Consider the following 19,870-nt stretch of genomic DNA (forward strand, 5'->3'; position numbering starts at 1 on the left):
ATCCCTCCAAGGCAATTGCTCTTAGCTGCTCTCCATCTTATAGCCGATCCCCCATACCGTCTTGATGTAGCGGGGATTTCGGGGATCACACTCGAGCTTCTCACGAAGTCTGCGAATATGAACCATGACCGTATTTTTCGATTCCATGTAGGGTTCTTTCCACGCTTCTTCGTATATTTTGTCCATACTGAGCACAATATCCTTATTAACTGCCAGCAGATGAAGAATCGCGAACTCGCGCGGAGTCAGCTTCACTTCCTTCTGATCTACCGTGACAGTATGCGTGGCAACATTAATGACCAGATCCTCAATGACAATTTCGTCCTTACTGACAGCCGTCCGCTTGTCGAACCGGTTGTAGCGGCGAAGCTGGGATTTAACGCGGGCAATCAGCTCCAGTGGATTAAACGGTTTGGTGACATAATCGTCAGCTCCGATACTCAACCCTGCGATCTTATCGATATCCTGGCTTTTCGCCGACAGCATAATGATTGGCATGTCTCTCTCTTCGCGTATTCGCATACACGCCTCGATGCCGTCGAGACGAGGCATCATGACATCAAGGACGATTAAATCCACTTCGTTCTTAGCTAGCAGCTCAAGAGCCTCAAGTCCGTCGGACGCCTTCAATAGCTTATAGCCTTCATTCTTCAAGTAGATTTCCATGAGCTTCAGAATCTCTTTCTCGTCATCGACGATGAGGATCGTTTCTTTCGTGGACATAAGTTCCTCCTGGGACAAATAAACAATTACTTCCAGTTCCCACTATACCATTAAAAGCTTGCTGTACAAATCATGCCTAACTGCCCGATATCCCCAAATTTGTATTCATCAGCTGTGCCCAACTTGTTGTCCGCGCTGCAGTTGAGCTGTTAAGGAACAGGACATCCGTAATTTTTTTGCTTTTCACGATGGCCGCAAGGCTTCCCTTATAAGTGCGAGGATCAATCATATCAATCTCCTCGAAGTGCGGGATTAGGAACGGAATAAATGCATTTGCATAAGAATCTTTCACCACGACTAATCTCTTACCATTCTTGTTAACGGTCAAGATCTGACCTTCCGGGAAATCTCCCCCGAGAAACACCGCGTAAAACCCGTTGCCAGCAGTTGCATAATGAGGATCGACAACCTGGCGACTTGTGCTCTTCTTCGTACGCACAGTATACGTATATCCACCATCCGGCACATAGTAGGTGATTGTGTCTGGATGCGACTTCAGGTTGCTGCTAAGCGTCGCCTTGTAACTGGAGCCTAAGAAACCCGTGATCGTTCCTTTCTTATAATCGCTAAGCGAATCCGGCTTCTCCCCCATCGACTTCATCAATTGCGTGTACGCATAATAAGCGCCGAGAGCTGTCCAATGATGATCGGTACGGAAATAAATATACTCTGACCTGTGCTGCTCAAGTGCGGAGTAGGCGTCTACCCCATTAACCCCTTTGGACAACTGCTTGTAGATCGCGCTGAAAGCATCCTTCTGTGAATCAGACATCTCTCGGTACTTCGAATCATTTAGAAAAGCTGCTGCTGACGGGGCGAGTAAGGCGTATACGCGCACATTCGAATGAACCGATGCCTTGAACTTGTTGATCGCTGCCGCGTACTGCTTGCCTGCTTCGGCAGAATAGTTGAACAGCGTCACGGCTTGGTTGTTCATGATCAGATACTTCACTTTATCCGAGCCGGTTACGGAACTGCTTGCAGCCGTGTTATCTCCGCGTTCGAGAATGCTGACTCCGTTCTTCTCAGGTAGTCCCTTCAATCCCTTCAATCCCGCACCTGCCTGTACAAGCGAAGAACGAAATACAATGTTGTCTGAGAAATAGCTCTCTAATTCACGGGCATACTCGCCCTTGAACAACTTGTTCCATGTAAACGTTGGCGTTTGTGCCAATTTACGCTGCTCCAGTTCAGACAATCCCGCCGAATGGGCGCCAAGCAGATTAAATGCTCCTAGTCCGAATAGAATGAGTAAGAACGTCCCGGCATTGAGGGCGACAAACGATTTCTTATTGATTTTCATATACGTGGTCTCCTATTAAAATCTGTAGTACAAGAAAGGGTTATAGGTGCTGCCAACCAGCAATACTGTGGCAATGGCAAGTGCGGCTGCGTTTCCGATGATTGTCGCCGCGTTCTCGAGCCGCGGGAAGCTGCGTGCGAGTCGTGTTAGCGCGTTCTTCGCGAGCGGCGTGCACCCGATAATGGCGATAACGAACAACAGCAGATTTTCTTTGAAATAGATCCATAGTTCCTGGTTCGCCCACTCGCGTCCATAGAGCCCGAACATCGTTAACAGTGCCTTTGCAGCAGCCTTCAAATCGGTAAAATAGAACCAAACCCAGCCAATCAGCATCACTGCCGTTGCATACAGATGTGCGAAGAACGACGGGAGCTTATCCAGCCATGCACCAAGGAACTGTCGTTCGATATAAATGAGAAAGCCGAAATAAAGTCCCCATATAATGAAGTTCCAGCTCGCCCCATGCCAGAAGCCAGTCAGGAACCAAACGACAAACAGATTGCGTACCATATGCTTGCGATTACCGCCAAGCGGAATGTACACATAGTCGCGGAAGAATCCGCCGAGCGACATGTTCCAGCGCCGCCAGAAGTCACCGGCGGACTTCGAGACGTAGGGATAGTCGAAGTTTTCTCGTAATTCGAACCCGAACATTTTGCCAATACCGATCGCCATATCGGAGTAGCCCGAGAAATCAAAGTAAATCTGCAGCGCGAATAAGCAAACACCGAACCAGATGCCAAGAACAGTTGCATCTTCTGAACCGGGTTGTAACAGTTGAGAAACGGTTTCCCCAAGTAGGTTGGCGAATATCACTTTCTTGCCGAGACCAATTACGAACCGGGTGACACCTTCGCTGAAACTTGCCAGAGATGCTTGAGGACGCTCGATTTGTTTCTCAATGTCACGGTAGCGAATGATTGGACCAGCGACTAAATGCGGGAAGAACGAGACGTAGAGCAAGATATTCTTAGGCGTTGCAGGAGCAGGTATCGTTCCTTTGTACACATCTGTCAAATAGCAGATGATCTCAAACGTGAAGAACGAAACACCGATTGGAAGTGCAATATTGGGCTCAGCAAGCTGGAATGGCAGCACAGCATTCAAGTTTTCTACGAAGAAGCCTACATACTTGAAGAAGCCTAATATGCCGATGTTAACGGCGATCGCCGCGATGTATTGCGCTTTGGCCAACCAGGTCCCTCGTGTCTTGGCTATACCAAGCGCAAACAAATAACCCGTTAAGGCGGCCGATAATAGAAGTACGACCCACACCGGTTCACCCCATGCGTAGAACAAGAAGGAAAAGCCGATCAGCAGCCAGACGCGGAACGCCGGTTTACGACACGCATAATAGAGAACGAGTAAGGCGGGAAGAAACAAATACAGGAAGAACAAGCTGGAAAAGACCATGATGTTTCATTTAACTCCTCTCAATCTTCATCTGAGAAGGAGTGTACCAGCTAAAACTTAACGGGCTTGTGCCGAAAAACTTAACAAATTCTTATCGTTAGCTTAGGATTGGACGAGGCAGGCTGAAAATAGAAAAAGCCGCGAATTACGCGGCTTCCGGATGGGATATTAGGAGGAACTCGTCAGGAAGCTGTTCAGTTCCCAGGCGATTATTTTCATAATATTACACGGAGGACGTCCCTCAGTTCTACAAGATCATCGTGCCCATTGTCTAGCGTTTTCAGCACGCGCAGAAAAAAGCCTGATTCCGATCAGGCTTTCCCTTATCCTTTGAAACGGTACCCGGTTCCCCACACCGTCTCGACATACGCCGGGTTGGCCGAATCGGCTTCGATTTTTTCGCGGATTTTCCGGATATGCACCGTTACCGTTTGAAGATCGCCCTGGGCGTCGATGCCCCAAATTTTTTCAAACAGGTGGTCCTTACTGAATACCCGGTCCGGATGCCTCGCGAGGAAATAAAGCAGGTCGAATTCTTTCGTCGTTAGCACGGTTTCGACTTCGTTCACGAAAACTTTTCTTGTATCCGGATCAATGCGCAGACCCCGAACGTGGATATCGTTCTTCGTTTCCGCGACGCCGACCAGGCGGTCGTATCTCGCGAGATGAGCCTTCACCCTCGCCACGAGTTCGGCGGGTTTGAACGGCTTGGTGATGTAATCGTCCGCGCCTAGGCCAAGCCCTCTGATCACATCGATATCCTCACGTCTAGACGAGACCATCAGTATGGGAATATTCTTCTTTTCCCGAATTTCTTTGCATACTTCGAAGCCGTTCTTGTTGGGCAGCATCAAATCGAGAATAATCAAATCATACAAACCGGATAAGCCCATTTCCAAGCCCGTTTTGCCGTCCATCGCCATCTCGACCTTATAGCCGTTTATCTCCAGATAATCCCGTTGGAGCTCCGAAATGGTCACGTCGTCTTCGATGAGAAGAATGGTTTTCACTGTTCATCAGTCCCCTTCATTATGGGAAGGCTTAACTTGATCGTCGTACCGCTACCAAGCTCGCTGTAAGCCGAGATAATGCCGCCATGCCCGTCCATGATTTGCTTGGCAATGGCCAGGCCGAGTCCGCTCCCGCCCGTATGCGCATTACGCGATTCGTCAGCGCGATAAAAGCGTTCGAAAATATGCGCTAGCGCGTCCTGCTCGATACCGATTCCGTTGTCCGTAATTTCAAGCATGATCTCGGCGCCCTCTCGGTAAGCCGACATATGGATGCTCGACTCGGCTTTGTCCATGTACCTCACGCTGTTCTGGATGATATTGCCCAGCACCCGTTTGAAATGATCTCTGTCCAAAGAAACCCTCGCGCGGGGATCAAGATCGATATCGGCGTGGAACTTTATCTTCCTTTTCTCCAGCTCGAATTGCAGCTCTTCCGTCCAATCGTGAAGGAACGGCACCACGTTTACCGCTTCAAATTGGAATGGCTGCCGGTTTAAGTCCAATTTTGAGTATAAGAATAGCTCTTGAATTAAGTGATCCATCTCATCTGCTTTGATGTCGATGGTACGCAGGTACTTCGCGTTCTTCTCCGGCGTATCGGCGACTCCCTCCATAATACCGTCGATATAACCTCTTATAGCCGTAAGCGGCGTTCTCAGGTCATGCGAGATATTCGCGATTAATTCTCTGCGATTGTTCTCGTACTGCATCTGTACTTGAATGGATTGCTGCAATCGAGAGCGCATCTCTTCGAAAGCGATGACCAATTGGCCGATTTCATCCTTGCCGGCAATCTGAAGCGTAAAATCCAAATTGCCTTCCTTGATCTCTCGAGCCGCGTCTCGCAGCGTTTGAAGCGGTCGAATGATATGTTTGGACATGAGTGACGTTAGGAATACATGCGTCAGCACCAGAATGCAAAGCAGCGCAATGAACAAGGTCGGGAAGTATTTGCGAACGAAATACGTAACGGGATCGATTTTGGAAATAATGAAGATCGTACCTTGCTCTTGATTAAGGTACGCAAAGTCGTATTGCAAATATAAATAATTTACATTTGCGACCTTCTTGACCGGGTACTGACTGAATGTATCTTGCCCTTTGAAGAGAGGCAAGTTCATCGTCAACTCTTGTATTTGCTGAATGCCTGGCGAACGATATAAGATCACACCGTTCAAGCGGACAGCCAGGTAGGCGTTTTTGCTCTGTAACTCTTTTGTCATTTCATTCAAGTAAGCGGGATCCTTCAACAAATCAGGCTGGCGTTGGGCCGATCTTTTGATCTCCTTGGCGATATGTTCCACGTCTTCATGGTCGAACCGGTCCTCTGTGGATTCATAAACTCCTTTTAAATTTTGCAAGTCCCCTTTGAAGAACACGACCATGAGCAGCGAGACCAGCAGGATCGAGACCAGCGGGATGACCAGCATCGCCGCGTAGGACAGTAGCAATTTCATGCGAATGGACATGCTCGGAACACTCCTCGCTTTCACGATTCTTTGCGATCAAACATAAGGCATCCGAGCGAAGAAAACAAGACGAGCCTGGAAAGCATAAAGGCTAATGAATGAAAGCACCAATCCCTGCCGGCATATTCAGAATAAACATAGCCTCTAAACTAGTCATGAACTAGGTCTTAAAATTCTGTTAACTTCAATGGAACCGCACAACTTCAATACAGAATCGATTATAAATGAGGATCGTCACGTTTGATGTTCCTTTTCATTTTCGCTTGCCCTAATTTCCGAATTCCCATGAGCACGATCAATCCGGATAGCGTAATGGCAACGACTTCCCGGACAATAAAGAAGATAGGATGACGGTTGGGCTTTTCCTGTACGTTATGAATCCGGCGGTTCGTCTTCGCTTGGATATAGGTAGCCTGCGAAACTTGAAAGTCGTATCGGCTCGCCTTCGATCCCGTTTGGCCAAGGAGGCTGACTTCGGCTTCGTAATCGCCGGGCTTCAGCTCGGTCATCTTAGGCAGGTAAACATTGAACATCACGTATTTTCCGTAACGTTCTAACAGTCTCCGCCCGCCTCGGACATCTGCATAATAGGCGATAATCGAACCGACAAAATTCCCGAGCACGCCTGCCGTCACCACGCCGGCATAGGACATCAAACCGTTTGCCGCTGCCGCACCTCCGGTCAGCAGAATGACTTCGCTATGTATCGGAATTCAGGCGTCCTAAATTTGGGCTAGTCCTGCTCCGTAATGGTCACGTCGTCCTCGACGAGAAGAATCGTTTTCGTTCTGTTTCTCCTTTCCAGGACATGATGAAAATTCGCTGCGAAACCTCGATGCCGATGCCGTTCACACGAGACGGAATTTGACTCCGCATCTTTCCACTCAGCATAAACAATGCATCTAAACTGATGGTGAACTACTTCTTAAAATTCTCTTAACTGCCGGTTAGGTTAAGAAATGCTGCCCATTTCCACCATTTTCAAGGAAATGCTTGTCCCGACTGCCGAAACCTTGATTCCAATCCGAATGATTAAGCTGAAACAACGAAAAAGAGTCCCATAACGGAACTCCCTCTTCATTATTTCTTAGGATAGGCTTTGGAATATTGCATGATTTTCTTGAATACGCCGGGATCGGGATGTTTCTTGAAGATATAGGGATCCGGACAAGTATTCACTTCCAGAATCCAAGGATGCATCGTTTCGTCCATCGCGATATCGAGCCCGATCACATGAATGCCCGGGAATGCGCTTTGCATCGCCTGCCCCGCTTGTACGCCCAGCTTTGCGAGCGCTAGCAGCTTGGATTCCGGTTGGCTCGAATATGCCTTAAGCAACCGCGTCGCTGAGACGATTTTCCCGCCGCTGTGGTAGTTGGTCACGATTTTGCCCTTCGCCGCTACCCGACCGATGATGCCCGTCGTTTCCCAGGTTCGGCTGGGTGATAATTGGACCATCACTCGGATATCGAATTTACGGCCATCGTGCTCGAGCAAGCGAATTCCCTTCTGCACGAGATAACGTTTGCCGCCGGTTTGCCGCACGAGCGATTGGTACATGGGCCCGTATTGAGCGAAAGTCCGAATGGTCTTGCCAAGCTGGAACCGGTAGCCGCTTTCCAACCGTTCCACGCGCATGACCCCATTGCCGAAGGAACCAAATTCCGGTTTGATGTACACCATTCCGTACCGTTTCAAGCAATCGAATAAGCTCGTTTTGTTCATTCGCTGGGTCTCGGGGACATAGCGTGACAAGGCTCTGGTCTTGGTTAGGGCTGCCGTCTTTCTCCATTTGCTGGCTACATATCGCGTCATCGTCGTCTCCTTTTTAGATCAGATGGTTCTTGTAAATCGCCATCAGCTCGAAGCGGTTTTTCCCGTTACGCCGGCGACGGATAAGCGAAGAGACGGTACGGACTTACGGGCAATTCCGAATGCCCTCAATAGAGTCGGGACACCTTTTCTGGCAATAAGCCTTCACCTTCCGAATCGCGTTCGCCAAATACGTTTGCTTCGACCCGCCGGCTACTCGCAAGATCGTCGTATTGCCGATGATAGCTCCCCTTGGAGTTGTATTACAAACTATTCGATGCCTCCTGTAAGTTGATAGGCTGCTATTTATACGAGCGAAATTTAATAATTGAAAATGGGTACATTCTCGATGGAGGATAAAAGCTCCCAATTGGAGTCATCACCACGATATCCGTCAAGTCGCAAACGTACACGCTGCCTTTCTGGGTCAATTCATACATGACTTGCAGCCGTTTTTGATCGGATAAGGCTTTAACACGCTGGGCAGCAGGCCAATGCCGGCTGCTTGAAAACAGGTTCCCTACCCACTACCTTGCCAAAATGACGGTATCTCCTTTTTCCGTTTCCCCATCCGACCCAATTACGCCATCCATGGAAAGTTAATGAGATTTTCGATGCTGAATCAGCGTTCACTAATATAATTATTTACTTATATAATCAACCGTGTATAATACGAATTGAATAACGAAGAAGTTTTGGTATTGAAAGGGGTCTGAACCAATTTGCAAACCATCGAAGAAATGTCCGAATCGCTTAAGCTTCTCTCCGATAAAACCAGATTGACGATTATGGCATTACTTCGCCATAAAGAGATGTGCGTCTGCGACATCGTTGATTTATTGGAAACGACACAACCGAACGTAAGTCAGCATCTGAAAAAATTAAGGACCGGTGGTCTGATCAATGAAGAACGCCGGAGCCAGTGGATTTATTATTCTTTAAATGTGGAAGATAAGCCTCATTTGAAACAAGTTATCGATCAACTTCCATCCATGAAAGAACGAATCGATGCTTTTAAATCACAGGGTTGTACCTAATCTCGGGAGGCACTATGCTGGCTATTGCGTCGATTATTTTTCTCATTACGTTAGTATTTGTTATCTGGCAGCCGAAAGGCCTTAACATCGGCTGGTCCGCTTGTGGAGGCGCCGTCATTGCGTTAATCTTCGGTGTCGTCAGTTTTCAAGATGTATGGGACGTCACCCAAATTGTTTGGAACGCTACACTTGCGTTCGTGGCTGTTATTCTGATTTCGCTCATACTCGATGAGATTGGTTTCTTTGAGTGGGCGGCGCTTCACATGGCTCGTTTCGCCAAGGGGAACGGTAATCTCATGTTCGTCTATGTCATTCTGCTTGGCGCCGCGGTTGCTGCATTCTTCGCAAATGACGGTGCCGCGCTCATCTTGACGCCAATCGTCCTGGCGATGGTCCGGGCGTTGAGGTTTGATGAACGCATGATCCTTCCATTCATCATGGCAAGTGGCTTCATCTCCGATACCGCTTCGCTTCCGCTGGTCGTCAGTAACCTCGTGAATATTGTATCGTCGGACTTCTTCGGCGTAGGATTTGCAGAGTACGCCAGTCGGATGATTGTTCCGACGCTTTTCTCGGTCGCTGCCAGTTTGCTCGTGCTCTTCCTTTTCTACCGAAAAAGCATACCGAAGAATTATGATCTGGCTCAATTGAAGAAACCGGTCGATGCGATAAAGGACATGAGATTATTCAAGATCTCTTGGATTATCCTTGTCGTTCTGCTCATCGCGTATTTAACGAGTGAGTTTATTGAAGTGCCAGTATCCATTTTTGCAGGCGCAGCAGCACTCGTGTTCTTGTTCCTTGCCAGGCGAAGCAGGGAAATTCATACCTGGAAGCTTGTAAGAGGCGCACCCTGGGCTGTGGTTGTCTTCTCTATCGGGATGTATGTTGTCGTTTATGGTCTTCGTAACGTCGGCTTAACGGATGAGCTGGGTAATCTCTTCAAATGGACCGGCGATCAAGGCTTGTTCGTCGGAACCATAGGTTCCGGTTTCATCGCGGCCATTCTCTCCTCCATCATGAACAATATGCCGACCGTCATGATTGATGCGCTAGCCATTCATGGTACAAATCCGACGGGCATCATTCGTGAAGCGTTCATCTACGCGAACGTCATCGGTTCCGATCTGGGTCCTAAGATAACACCGATCGGATCGCTCGCAACCTTACTCTGGCTGCATGTGCTATCCAGCAAAGGCGTGAGGATCTCTTGGGGCACTTACTTCAAGACCGGCATTATTCTAACGGTTCCCGTGTTGTTCATTACGCTATCCGGCCTTTATCTATGGTTAAAAATTGTAGGCTGAATTTCTCGCTAACTAATCCTTCAAGCGCAAAGGGGTAATTCGAAATGAGTAACAAACCACTGGTTTATTTTCTGTGCACGGGTAATTCTTGCCGCAGCCAAATCGCCGATGGCTTCCTGAACGCCCTTGGAAGCGACAAATACGAAGTGAAAAGTGCAGGGCTTGAAGCGCACGGATTGAATCCTCGTGCCGTTCAAGCCATGAAGGAAGCTGGCGTCGATATCAACGGCAATAGCTCCAATGTCATTGATACGGAGACGTTAAACCGCGCAACTTATGTCATTACGCTTTGTGGGCATGCCGACGAACATTGCCCTGTGATCTTGAACAAGAATGTAATCAAATGGCACTGGGGCTTCGAGGATCCTGCAAAAGCGGCTGGGACAGAAGAAGAAATTATGGCCCAATTCCGGGACGTTCGTGACGCCATTAAAGCCCGTATCGAGCAATTTCTGAAAGACGGTGAATAGGCATGTCGGCGTCGGTCAAACGGATGCACGTGGCCGTCAACTGTTCAGAGCTGGAGAAGGCGCTTGCGTTCTGGCGCAACTTCATCGAAAATGTCTTGTCACCCGACACTGAAAGCGAAAAAAAGGCCGGCAGGCATCGCCTGCGGGCCTTTTTTTCGATTCGATAGGACAGGACGACCTGTTACCACGCGTACGCGCGCGGTGCATCCCCGCCCGGGCCGGGGAAAATTTCGTCGAGACGCTTCAACGTCGCTTCGTCCAATTCCAGCTCGACCGCGCGCAGCGTTCGGTTGAACTGCTCGATCGTACGGACGCCCGTAATTGGCGCGGTAACGGCCGGGTTGGACAGCAGCCAGGCCAGCGCGACGATATCCTCGCGCTCCCCAAGATCATCGCACAGCTTGGCGAACGCTTCTAGCTGCGGACGGTGCTTCTCCACCCGCTCGATATCGCCGCTGCGTCTGCTTGCGTCGCCGCGAAGCGCGTTGCCCGCAAGCAGGCCGCCGTCCAACGGGCTCCACGGCATGACGCCAAGACCCAGACTTTGCGACGCCGGCAGCACTTCCAGCTCGGGCAGGCGACAGAGCAGATTGTACTTATGCTGCTCGGATACGAGGCCGATAATACCGCGCGTTTTCGCTTCGCCCTGGGCGACCGCGATATCCCAGCCGGCGAAGTTGCTCGAGCCGACGTAACCGATTTTGCCTTGATGCGCGGCGATTTCGAACGCATGCCACAGCTCGGCCCAGCTCACGTTTCGGTCGATATGGTGCATTTGGTACAGCTCGATATGGTCCGTTTGCAGACGGCGAAGCGAGCCTTCCAGGTGGCGACGGATTTTGTATGCGGACAAACCGGCTTCGCGGTTCGGTCCGTCGTTGTCGTCGTGCATATCATTGTAGACCTTCGTCGCGAGCACGGTGCGTTCGCGGCGGCCTCCGCCTTGTTTGAACCAGCTGCCGATTATTTCTTCGGTGCGGCCCAAGGCGTATTGGTTTGCCGTATCAAAGAAATTGATGCCCGCATCGAGCGCTGCATCCATGATGCGAAACGCTTCCTTCTCCTCCGTATTCCAGCCGAAATTCATCGTGCCAAGGCACAGCCGGCTGACCTTCAGCCCGGACTTTCCTAAATACGTATACTTCATGAATCCCTTCACCGTCCTTTTATAATTGAAAGACGGGCGTTACGTTCGGTTTGACGCATACCCATAGACGATTATACCTTAAACCCTCCATTGTCCAAACTTATGTATCTATGAATAACCGCCGTCTGCGAAAATAGCAAACGCCGCCCGAATACTCCTGTTAAGGAGTTCGAGCGGCTTTTTCTTCGAGAACGTATAGCTGCTTGCGATTATATCGTACAACTTCGATTAAACCGCAGTCCGGAGTTAACCCAAGAACGCGATAGAACGTTTTACTTTTCTCGCAAAGTCAACGGGATTATCGATCGACTCCCAATGGATATACATGAGACGAGGGTTCTCAAACAGCCAGTGATTATGGACTGCCGTTACTTTTATCCCGTTTTTGCGAAGATTGGAAAGCAACCGATTTACCTGGTTTTGGAAGAGCGCCGTTTCCCCTAAACAGAGTGCGCGCCCTGAACTGTCCAATGACTCGAACGAGAACAATTGATAGCGAACCAAAGGAGACGCGGTACGTCTTCCCAATATTGCGGCATTGATCTTTCTGTTTCTAGAGACAAAGCAGACGGGGCCTTTTGTGATTTCATGCTCCGTACCGCCTAAAATAGATGAGAATTGATTGCAAATCCTTATAAAACGCGGGCTAGCTTTCACCGCCATACGAATCATCCTCTCTTGTTTCATAACCTATAGACATTGCTCCGCCATTAACCCAGGAACGCAATGGAGTCTTTGGTTTTTCTAGCAAATACAACAGGATTCATGATGGCTTCCCAGTGCATATACATTAAGCGGGGATTTTCTTTCAGCCAGTGATTATGAATCGCAGTCACTTTGATTCCCCGTTTACGGAGATTCGTGATCAATCGATTAACCTGATTTTGATGCACGGCAGTTTCGCCCAGGCAAAGAGCACGACCCGATCGATCGAGAGATTCAAACGAGAACATTTGCATTTGAACGAGAGGTGATTGCGTTCTCCTCCCCAAGATCGTCTCCCTGAGCTTGGTCATCCGGGTGACAAAACAAACCGGACCTGCCTCTATTTCTGATTCGCCTCCAAGAATTTTTCCGAATTGCATACAGAGTCTTTTGAATTGCGGGCTTACCTTCACTTGTTCGGCCATATTTTTCCTCCTTTAGTCGCGTTCTGGATAATGTATGTTCAAGGCCGGAAATTGGAGTTGGACAAATTACCGGTAACAAAAAAAAACCGCGTCCGCGGACGCGATTATTCCCCGTCAGCTTCGTGCAGTTCATTTATTTTCCTATGTTTTTGATTGATGTTCGCCTTTTTCTTAAGCTGCCGAGCAATCGTATAGCCGATAAGAAAAGCCGCTGCCGAGGTGTTCCCGTCGACAGTAAACGGGATTATGGAAGCATCTGCAACGATTAAATCCTTTACCCCATGAACCTGGCCTCGTCGATCTACAACTCCTCCTCTTGTTAAAGGCGCCATACGCAATGATCCCTGTTGATGGTGGTTATGGTCAAAATTTTCCTTAATGAATGCCTCCAACCGGGAATCGTCCTCAATCTCTTCCAGGGTCGGCGCAACCAATTGATAAGAAGGATCGATTGCTTTCAGCTCCGCCGCGATAGCCTTCATGTAAATTTTGTAACTGTTCTTAACCGATTCTAAATCGTCCGGATTCATCAGAAAACCTTCATCCGCCAAACCTATGGTCAAGGGGTCATTATTCTGGATCTTGATGCTTCCGCGGCTTTTCGGGCGTAACCATAAGATCGCAATAGTCAGCGTTCCTTCGGCAGGTATGCCGATAAGTTGAACGGCCCGTCTGTCGGGATCCTTTCCGGAAGGGTCCGGCAGGAAAGCTCCGCCTGCATATAAGGCATTCGGATCACCTTGAGGCAAGGCCTGATCACCGGGATTCGTCGTGAACGATGCAAAGTTAAGCGTATGGTTTCTTAAGTTCTTTCCGACATTGGAATTATCGAATACGACAGGTATGCCTGCTTGCCGAAGAAGTTTGGCGGGTCCGATGCCGGATAGCATTAATAGCTGAGCGCTGTTGATTCCAGCCGAAAGGATAACCTTCTTCCTGGCGTATGCGCAAAGACGCTCTCCTTCCTTGAGAAGCTCGACTCCGATCGCGCGCGTATGGGAGAAGAGAACGCGGAGCGCGGTTGTCTTAACGAATACCCGCAGCTTCCGTCCTTTCGCGCCACTCCCGTTTGGGAGCATAATATCCGATGATAAGAAAGCGCTAGACGAGCTTTCTCTCGTTCCATCCGGTTTTTGATAGAGCTGCCAGCGCGTAAACGGTCCTAATGGAGTTCGGGGATCATTATAATCGACAATTTCCGGATATCCGGTGGCTCGTTCAATGGCTGCGGTTAATTTGTCGGCCATCGTTGTCGGATTCCTCGGTGCCTGCCGGATGTTGATTCGCCCTCTAAACCCTCGAAACTGCGAATTGTCCGATTGACCGTTATACTTCTCTAATTTTTTGAAGCGAAGTATTGCGCGTCTAGGCGACCATAATGGTCCAAGCAGCTTTTCCCACTCTCTAAAAACAGCCGATGTAGGCCGCACGTATTGTTCCCCGTTAATGGATGAACCTCCGCCCAGAAGCCGCCCCGTCGTCCATTCGAAAGAGCGGTCATCAACCCCTTCTTGAGGTACTCCCTCCCCTTGCCAGAAATACCGAGGGGAAAAGCGCATCTCTAATTCCGAGGCAAACGTGGAATCTCTGATCGCCTTATCCTTGTCGCGATTCTCGCCTGCTTCTATAAGAAGGACCGACGTCTTTTTATCGTCCGATAACGTTTTGGCAATTACCGCTCCAGTCGGTCCCGTTCCGACAACAATATAGTCGAACATTAATTTTTTGCCCAACTTAACACCTCCAATAAGCTTATGTAGCCTATTTCATCTTCAATATACTTGTGCCTGTTTATAAAAAAAATAGACCGTCCAGCGCGGATGGTCTACTCCCTGTTTTTTCGAATAATAGTTCGTCTGGCAATGAGCATCGCGCAAGCATGCGATAGATAAACCTACTCCTCATTCGGAATTTGCAATCCCCTATACATACGCAGCGTACTCTGAAAGGCACGTTCAATGACGATATGAGGCAGCCGGTCAAATATCAGCTGCCGTTTACATTGAAGTAACGGGCAGAATCGCTTACTGATAGATATTGAATCGAACGAATATAGTCACGTTCCGACGGGCTTAGGGGGCTGCATGTGGTCACTCGCTTCCCAGAGTAACCCGGAGCGTCAATTTGGTGTTAGCCGAAGGAAGTTCTGGAAGCAGCCATTGCATTTAAGGCGTTCTCAAAATAGCTATTTACTTCAGCTGTAATTCCCAGAAACTCTTCGACAAGTACATTACTATCCAAGTAAGAAGCATACAGATAATCAACTAAAGCGGAGTCAATCTCACAATAGTTTAATATGGCATTCTTCATCTTAATAATGTCATCTTGCCATGCACCTGTATCTTCTAAAACCAAAGAATATAATGCACGAATTAATCTCTTAGAGTAACCCTTAATATACCTAGTTTTCATTGTGTTATCAGTAGCATTAGAAAGTAAACGATGTATGCGATCCACTTCCTCCTTGGTCTCTGTATTTAAGTCTAAAATGAATTCTGGAGAAATGATTATCGGTGGTACTTTTTCACCAACGTCATGACCATATATGCAAACACAAATTATCTTAACCCAGAAACCCCACTCATTTGGTTTACTTAATACATCGTCAATCGAGCAAATTATCGTATCAATCTTAGTTACTACTGGATATTCTTCCAAAAGCTTGTCTTTAATATTTGACAATCTTTCGTAATCAATATCTTTGGGATTTACGCCTACAATAGTAAAGTCTGCATCTGACTTAAAAGGTGTAGCAGTTCCTTTTGGAATCGAGCCGCACATATAAATGCTATGAATCTTACCTTCAAATTCGGAAAGTATAGTATCTTTATACTTATCAACAAAATCCTTATATTCACTTTGTATTATAATTTTATTTATAACTTTTTCTAATATCATTAGACTCCTCCTAAACTAAGAAAATCTTTCGGCTAACGTCTATTTGCGAACTTCGTTAATTCGTCATGACATAAGTTTATTCGCGGAATCATTCAACTATCCTGCCCAAATGCTTAACGACAAAAGGAGCAGTTGTCGCTGCGACAAACTGCTCCAGGCGAATAGACTATGGATCTAAGCTCGTTCAACTGCAGGAGCGGGCGGCCGGCGCCTCCGCGGGAAGCTCGACCGGGACCTATTTAGGAGGAATCAACGCATCCAGCAATTCCTTCCGATACGCATTAGCTGCCGGATCATATACGCCGAAGCCCGCGCAAAACTCCCAGTAAGACCAGCCGAAGCCGTGTTTCTCTGCTTGTTCGCGCACGAAGCTCGTCCAGCGTGCCCGCGAAGCCATATCAGCATTGCTGTACGCGCCGAATTCGCCAAGCCAGATCGGGCGGTTGTTCTCCTTTACCCAACTTTCCGCTTTATCAAAGGCTTCCACAATCGCATGGGGTCCTGCCGGATTCGTTTCCGTCGGTTGCGTATTGTAAGCGCCGAACCAATCGTTCACCCACTGTACCTGCTTGGCAGCATCGACCGGCTCTACCTTCTGCGCAGGGGGACCCGGCCAAACGACGCCGGCGGTTCCGTTTTCCGGGCCTACCCAATCTGCCCCCTGGTGAGTGAAGAGAAAAGGATCGTAATAATGGAACGAAACGATGACGTTCTGTTCGTTATCCGGAATATCGAGCGACACAAGCGAGGCGTAATTGCTCCAGTTGGCGGAATCGATAATGACGGTATGCCACTGATCCTCGCTCCGAACCGTTTCAAGACCCTTTTTCAGCATTTTATTCCACTTTGACCAGGTCAGAGAACCGTTTGGTTCGTTGGCTAGCTCGTAATACACATTGTTAGGAAGCTCTTTATAGCGGGCCGAGATTTGCCTCCATAACGCCAGGAAACGAGTTTCTTGCTCATTTGCATTCGCATTGAACTCATCGTAATTGTGCATGTCGAGAACGACGTTCAGTCCCTGCTTCAACGCATGGTCGAGAACCCAATCTATACGATCGAAAAACGCGGCTTCAATGGCGTAAGGGGCATTCGTGTCCGCGTGCCCCGACCACTTGATCGGAACGCGGACCGTCTCGAAGCCTGCATCCTTGATCGTCTTGAAGTAGCTTTCTTCTAATGTGACTCCCCATTGCCCTTCTACCGGCGCCTCAAGCGCATTGCCGAGATTGACGCCTCTTCCGAGCTGCTTCGATTGTTTAAATACGTCAAGCGGCGCCGCCTGCGGGTCGCGCTTCGGCAGCTTCGGGTCCGGCGTGGTCAAAGGAACTTCAGCCTGACTTGGAGCCGGGTCGGGAGTCGGTACGGCAGCTGCGCCTTGAGATGGCGCAGTCTTCTCATCTTTGCTTGGCGATTGCGTAACATTCTCCGCTTTGTTAGCTGCCGCCTTTTCTTGGTTTGGCGTGCCGTCCGTGCACCCTGCTGCCCCAAAAAACACGAGCAGCAAGGCAGTGAGCGTAATCATCCGTTTTTGCAACGTCACGGGCCTCCTTCACCCCTCATTATTTAAACCCTGTCGTTAGCGAAGTGAATTCATTCTAAATATTTTTCAAAGATGAAGATCACTTCTCTTGGATTATATCTGCGTCTTAGGTCTTCTCTTCGTAAATGACCGCTTTCGTAGTCATCTACTCGGATTCTCTCCATTTCCTCGAAATTCGGGCCTTTGACTACCAATTCCGTTGGTTTAAATCCGTTTTTTAGGTAAAAAGCTTCTACCTTTGGATCATCCGCTGAACCTACGCCAATTTTATAACAGCTTCTCTTCTTCACCGCTGTTTCAAAGATAAGCAGCATGTTTGTTCCCAGCCCAACTCTGGCATAGTTCTTGGTTTCATCCAGATTAACCGCGATCCCGTTCAAATTCATGACGGAATCGTGTTTCTTAGACAAACTTCCATAGCAAACGCCGACCACTTCATTGCCATCCACCGTTACAATGTACAAGTCAGGATCGCGCTTCACTCGTCGCATAAAATCCTCGATGGTCTCCATGTCCAAATACTCGCATTGAAAGGCATGCGCTTGTTCATAATCCGTTTTTTCGATTAATCGAATCTCTGTTTTCACCAGGCAACTCTCCTAATTGAACCGGCTCTTAGGCCGGGCAGCCGACGCATTTCAGCTATAGATAGCCGCCCGGATGCTTCGCTCGAGCGGCGAGTAGCCGCCTGGTCCTTCTCGCTGCAGCGACAGCCTCTCTTTCAGCGGCGAAGTCCGGTTGCACATGAAACGGACCTTCCCACTGTGGTTCTGCGACGCGGCATGCACGAGGAACGGATGGCACAGAATGACGTCCCCGGCTTCCCCCGTCGTCTCCACAACCTGCAGCCGCGCGCCATCTTCTCCGATATAGGCCTGATCCATGAAATACGCGTTCCGTCCCGCTGCGCTCAGCTGTTCGCCGTCCCGCCCCGTCAGCTTGGCGAAATACGGGTGCTCGGCATGCAGGGCGCGAATGCCTTCCCCCAGCTCGACGCCTTCCGGAAACTGGGCCAAGTGACGCGCGACCGTCTTATGCGAGCCTTCGACGACCAACGTGCCGCCTCCGTGCGGCGCGATATCCGAGAAGAGGCACAGACAGAGCAGCCCTTGCTCCGGCGAGTCGACGTAATGCCGGAAATGAATGCCGTCCCAATGCCAGCCGTTCGTCGGCACGCACCAAGGCTCGCCCTTGCCCACGAAGAAGTTGACCGGCCACCAGCCCCAGCCAGGCAGCTTGTCGCCCTCCGTCTCGCCGGCGACGAAGCGGTGGATCGTACGGCTTGCGCCCGTCAAATCCTCGACGGCGTCGGCGAACAGCGCCGTATTGCAGACGTCGAATGCGGCGTTGCGGTAATTTTCGCGGAGGTTGACCATCGGCTCCTGCCACGTCGAGGGGTCCTCGCGCACGACGCCGGCCTTCTCTTCCAGCTTGCCCCACAGGAACGACTGCGCCTCCAGCGCCGCGTCCCGCGGGATGGCGCCTTTAATATGCACGTAGCCTTTATCAACGAACTGTTCGATCTGTCCTGCCGTCAGCACTCGCAAACTCATGCTTCTATCAGCTCCTATGCTGGAATGGAATTGGAATCACACTTAATAATAACATCGGGTCTCAGATCGCTCCCGGAAGCATCTTCGGCTTTGCGTACCATTCCTTCACGATCCGTTCGGCCTTCTTCCCGTAGATGTCGAAGCCGACGTTCGAGCCGGCCGCTTCGCGCTCGTAGAGCTTCACGCTCCAGTCCCACCAGAAGAAGCCGGCAAACCAAGGCTCCTCCCAGAACACCCGCAAGACCGAGCTGTAGAAGTTCGCCTGCTCCTCCTCGCTGAAGGGCAGCTCCGTTTGCGTGAAATCCCATGGCATCGTCGCGCAGCCGAGGGCGCTGCGGCAGCCGATTTCCATGAAGAGGATCGGCTTGTTGAACGCCGCATGCAGCGCGGCCATCTTCTCCCGAACCGGCAGCCAATTCGCGATCATCGCTTCCTCGCCGTCGCCGGGCTGCTTCGCAACGGGGTAATAAGCGCTCGTGCCGATATAATCGACGCGGTCAAACCATTGGATTCGTTCTTCCGAGCCGTGATTGGCGTTATAGACGATCGGACCGCCGTAGAGCTCGCGAACGCGTTCGATCAAGGCGATCCAATGACCGGCCTTGGATTCGGTCTTCACCATCTCGCAGCCGATGCAGAACATGTCGCAGCCCAGCTCTTCGGCGAGCTCCGCGTAATGGGCGACAAAATTCGAATACGAGCGGAACCACGCGTCCCAGTAAGGCGCGGCTCCCGCTTCCTCCGGAAACCCGATATGCGCCCGCCAGATGCCGTCCGCGGAATTGACCACGGGTTTCAAGCAGACTTTCAGCCCGAGCGCCTTCGCTTCCTTGACGGCGTGCTCGATGTCTCTGTCCGTCATCGTGAATCCGTAATCGAAAGGGATATCCGTCGCATACACGTTCGCTTGATGCGTGTAGAAGGATAACGCCATCCATTCGCTGCCCGTCTCCTTGAGCTTGCGGAGCGAATCGGTCGCATACGGCTGCCTGTACGCGCCGCGTTTGCTGTTCCAGCCGTACGTCATGCCTTTAACGAACATCATGGTCGGA

The 19,870-nt window shown here is 49.8% G+C and carries 20 protein-coding genes and 1 pseudogene; 4 read left to right on the forward strand and 17 right to left on the reverse strand.

The genetic code is table 11. The features are described 5' to 3' along the window. Positions 1–21: 21 nt before the first annotated feature. From GT003_RS05400 to GT003_RS32410, 8 genes and pseudogenes are all read right to left on the reverse strand, one after another. A complete protein-coding gene (locus GT003_RS05400) occupies positions 22–723 on the reverse strand; it encodes a response regulator transcription factor (RefSeq protein ID WP_161695191.1) in 702 nt (233 codons plus the stop codon). 76 nt (positions 724–799) lie between these two features. Next, complete coding sequence (locus GT003_RS05405) at positions 800–2,026, reverse strand: DHHW family protein (RefSeq protein ID WP_161695193.1); 1,227 nt, start codon at positions 2,024–2,026, stop codon at positions 800–802. Positions 2,027–2,041: 15 nt separating this feature from the next. Further along, positions 2,042–3,439, reverse strand: coding sequence for an MBOAT family O-acyltransferase (locus tag GT003_RS05410; RefSeq protein ID WP_161695195.1), 1,398 nt, complete (start codon positions 3,437–3,439; stop codon positions 2,042–2,044). Positions 3,440–3,762: 323 nt separating this feature from the next. Then, positions 3,763–4,449 carry a response regulator gene (locus GT003_RS05415; protein WP_161695197.1) on the reverse strand — a complete coding sequence of 229 codons (687 nt, stop codon included), beginning with the start codon at positions 4,447–4,449 and terminating at the stop codon, positions 3,763–3,765. Then, complete coding sequence (locus tag GT003_RS05420; RefSeq protein ID WP_161695199.1) at positions 4,446–5,921, reverse strand: sensor histidine kinase; 1,476 nt, start codon at positions 5,919–5,921, stop codon at positions 4,446–4,448. Before GT003_RS05420 ends, GT003_RS05415 begins: the two co-directional genes overlap by 4 nt. A 218-nt stretch (positions 5,922–6,139) precedes the next feature. Then, positions 6,140–6,577 carry an SNARE-associated domain-containing protein gene (locus GT003_RS05425; RefSeq protein WP_161695201.1) on the reverse strand — a complete coding sequence of 146 codons (438 nt, stop codon included), beginning with the start codon at positions 6,575–6,577 and terminating at the stop codon, positions 6,140–6,142. Positions 6,578–7,001: 424 nt separating this feature from the next. Then, positions 7,002–7,736: a YheC/YheD family protein gene (locus GT003_RS05430; protein ID WP_161695203.1), complete on the reverse strand. Its 735-nt coding sequence runs from the start codon at positions 7,734–7,736 to the stop codon at positions 7,002–7,004. 371 nt (positions 7,737–8,107) lie between these two features. Further along, positions 8,108–8,248 (reverse strand): annotated as a pseudogene (locus GT003_RS32410) (hypothetical protein); the annotation flags it as partial. A gap of 207 nt (positions 8,249–8,455) precedes the next feature. On the opposite strand from GT003_RS32410, the gene GT003_RS05435 reads away from it, so the two are divergent. The 4 genes from GT003_RS05435 to GT003_RS05450 are packed head-to-tail and all read left to right on the forward strand — an operon-like array spanning position 8,456 to position 10,714. Then, positions 8,456–8,770, forward strand: coding sequence for an ArsR/SmtB family transcription factor (locus GT003_RS05435; protein WP_161695205.1), 315 nt, complete (start codon positions 8,456–8,458; stop codon positions 8,768–8,770). 14 nt (positions 8,771–8,784) lie between these two features. Beyond that, positions 8,785–10,077 (forward strand): arsenic transporter, encoded by a 1,293-nt coding sequence (locus tag GT003_RS05440; RefSeq protein ID WP_161695207.1) that lies wholly within the window; start codon positions 8,785–8,787, stop codon positions 10,075–10,077. Positions 10,078–10,121: 44 nt separating this feature from the next. Continuing rightward, positions 10,122–10,547 carry an arsenate reductase (thioredoxin) gene (gene arsC, locus GT003_RS05445; protein WP_161695209.1) on the forward strand — a complete coding sequence of 142 codons (426 nt, stop codon included), beginning with the start codon at positions 10,122–10,124 and terminating at the stop codon, positions 10,545–10,547. Positions 10,548–10,549: 2 nt separating this feature from the next. Continuing rightward, positions 10,550–10,714: a hypothetical protein gene (locus tag GT003_RS05450; RefSeq protein WP_161695211.1), complete on the forward strand. Its 165-nt coding sequence runs from the start codon at positions 10,550–10,552 to the stop codon at positions 10,712–10,714. Positions 10,715–10,728: 14 nt separating this feature from the next. Here GT003_RS05450 and GT003_RS05455 read toward each other — a convergent pair whose 3' ends face one another. The 9 genes from GT003_RS05455 to GT003_RS05495 all read right to left on the reverse strand — a co-directional run bounded on the left by GT003_RS05455 (position 10,729) and on the right by GT003_RS05495 (position 19,863). Beyond that, entirely contained in the window at positions 10,729–11,694 is a 966-nt protein-coding gene (locus tag GT003_RS05455) for an aldo/keto reductase (protein WP_161695213.1), read from the reverse strand. A 246-nt stretch (positions 11,695–11,940) separates the two neighbouring features. After that, positions 11,941–12,357 carry a DUF1259 domain-containing protein gene (locus GT003_RS05460; protein WP_161695215.1) on the reverse strand — a complete coding sequence of 139 codons (417 nt, stop codon included), beginning with the start codon at positions 12,355–12,357 and terminating at the stop codon, positions 11,941–11,943. Between the two features lie 47 nt (positions 12,358–12,404). Then, a complete protein-coding gene (locus tag GT003_RS05465) occupies positions 12,405–12,824 on the reverse strand; it encodes a DUF1259 domain-containing protein (protein ID WP_161695217.1) in 420 nt (139 codons plus the stop codon). Between the two features lie 104 nt (positions 12,825–12,928). Continuing rightward, positions 12,929–14,542, reverse strand: a complete 1,614-nt coding sequence (locus GT003_RS05470) for a GMC family oxidoreductase (RefSeq protein ID WP_204798982.1) — start codon at positions 14,540–14,542, stop codon at positions 12,929–12,931. A 412-nt stretch (positions 14,543–14,954) separates the two neighbouring features. Beyond that, positions 14,955–15,722, reverse strand: coding sequence for a nucleotidyltransferase domain-containing protein (locus tag GT003_RS05475; protein WP_161695221.1), 768 nt, complete (start codon positions 15,720–15,722; stop codon positions 14,955–14,957). A gap of 235 nt (positions 15,723–15,957) precedes the next feature. Continuing rightward, a complete protein-coding gene (locus GT003_RS05480) occupies positions 15,958–17,259 on the reverse strand; it encodes a glycoside hydrolase family 5 protein (RefSeq protein ID WP_204798979.1) in 1,302 nt (433 codons plus the stop codon). 56 nt (positions 17,260–17,315) lie between these two features. Next, on the reverse strand, positions 17,316–17,852 hold the full coding sequence (locus tag GT003_RS05485) for a GNAT family N-acetyltransferase (RefSeq protein ID WP_161695223.1): 537 nt from the start codon (positions 17,850–17,852) through the stop codon (positions 17,316–17,318). A gap of 51 nt (positions 17,853–17,903) precedes the next feature. After that, complete coding sequence (locus tag GT003_RS05490) at positions 17,904–18,818, reverse strand: phytanoyl-CoA dioxygenase family protein (protein WP_161695225.1); 915 nt, start codon at positions 18,816–18,818, stop codon at positions 17,904–17,906. Between the two features lie 61 nt (positions 18,819–18,879). Further along, positions 18,880–19,863, reverse strand: a complete 984-nt coding sequence (locus GT003_RS05495; protein WP_420831484.1) for a glycoside hydrolase family 113 — start codon at positions 19,861–19,863, stop codon at positions 18,880–18,882. Between the last annotated feature and the right edge of the window lie 7 nt (positions 19,864–19,870).

Origin of the sequence: Paenibacillus sacheonensis (assembly GCF_009909195.1) — a bacterium.
Classification (GTDB): Bacteria; Bacillota; Bacilli; order Paenibacillales; family Paenibacillaceae; genus Paenibacillus_Z; species Paenibacillus_Z sacheonensis.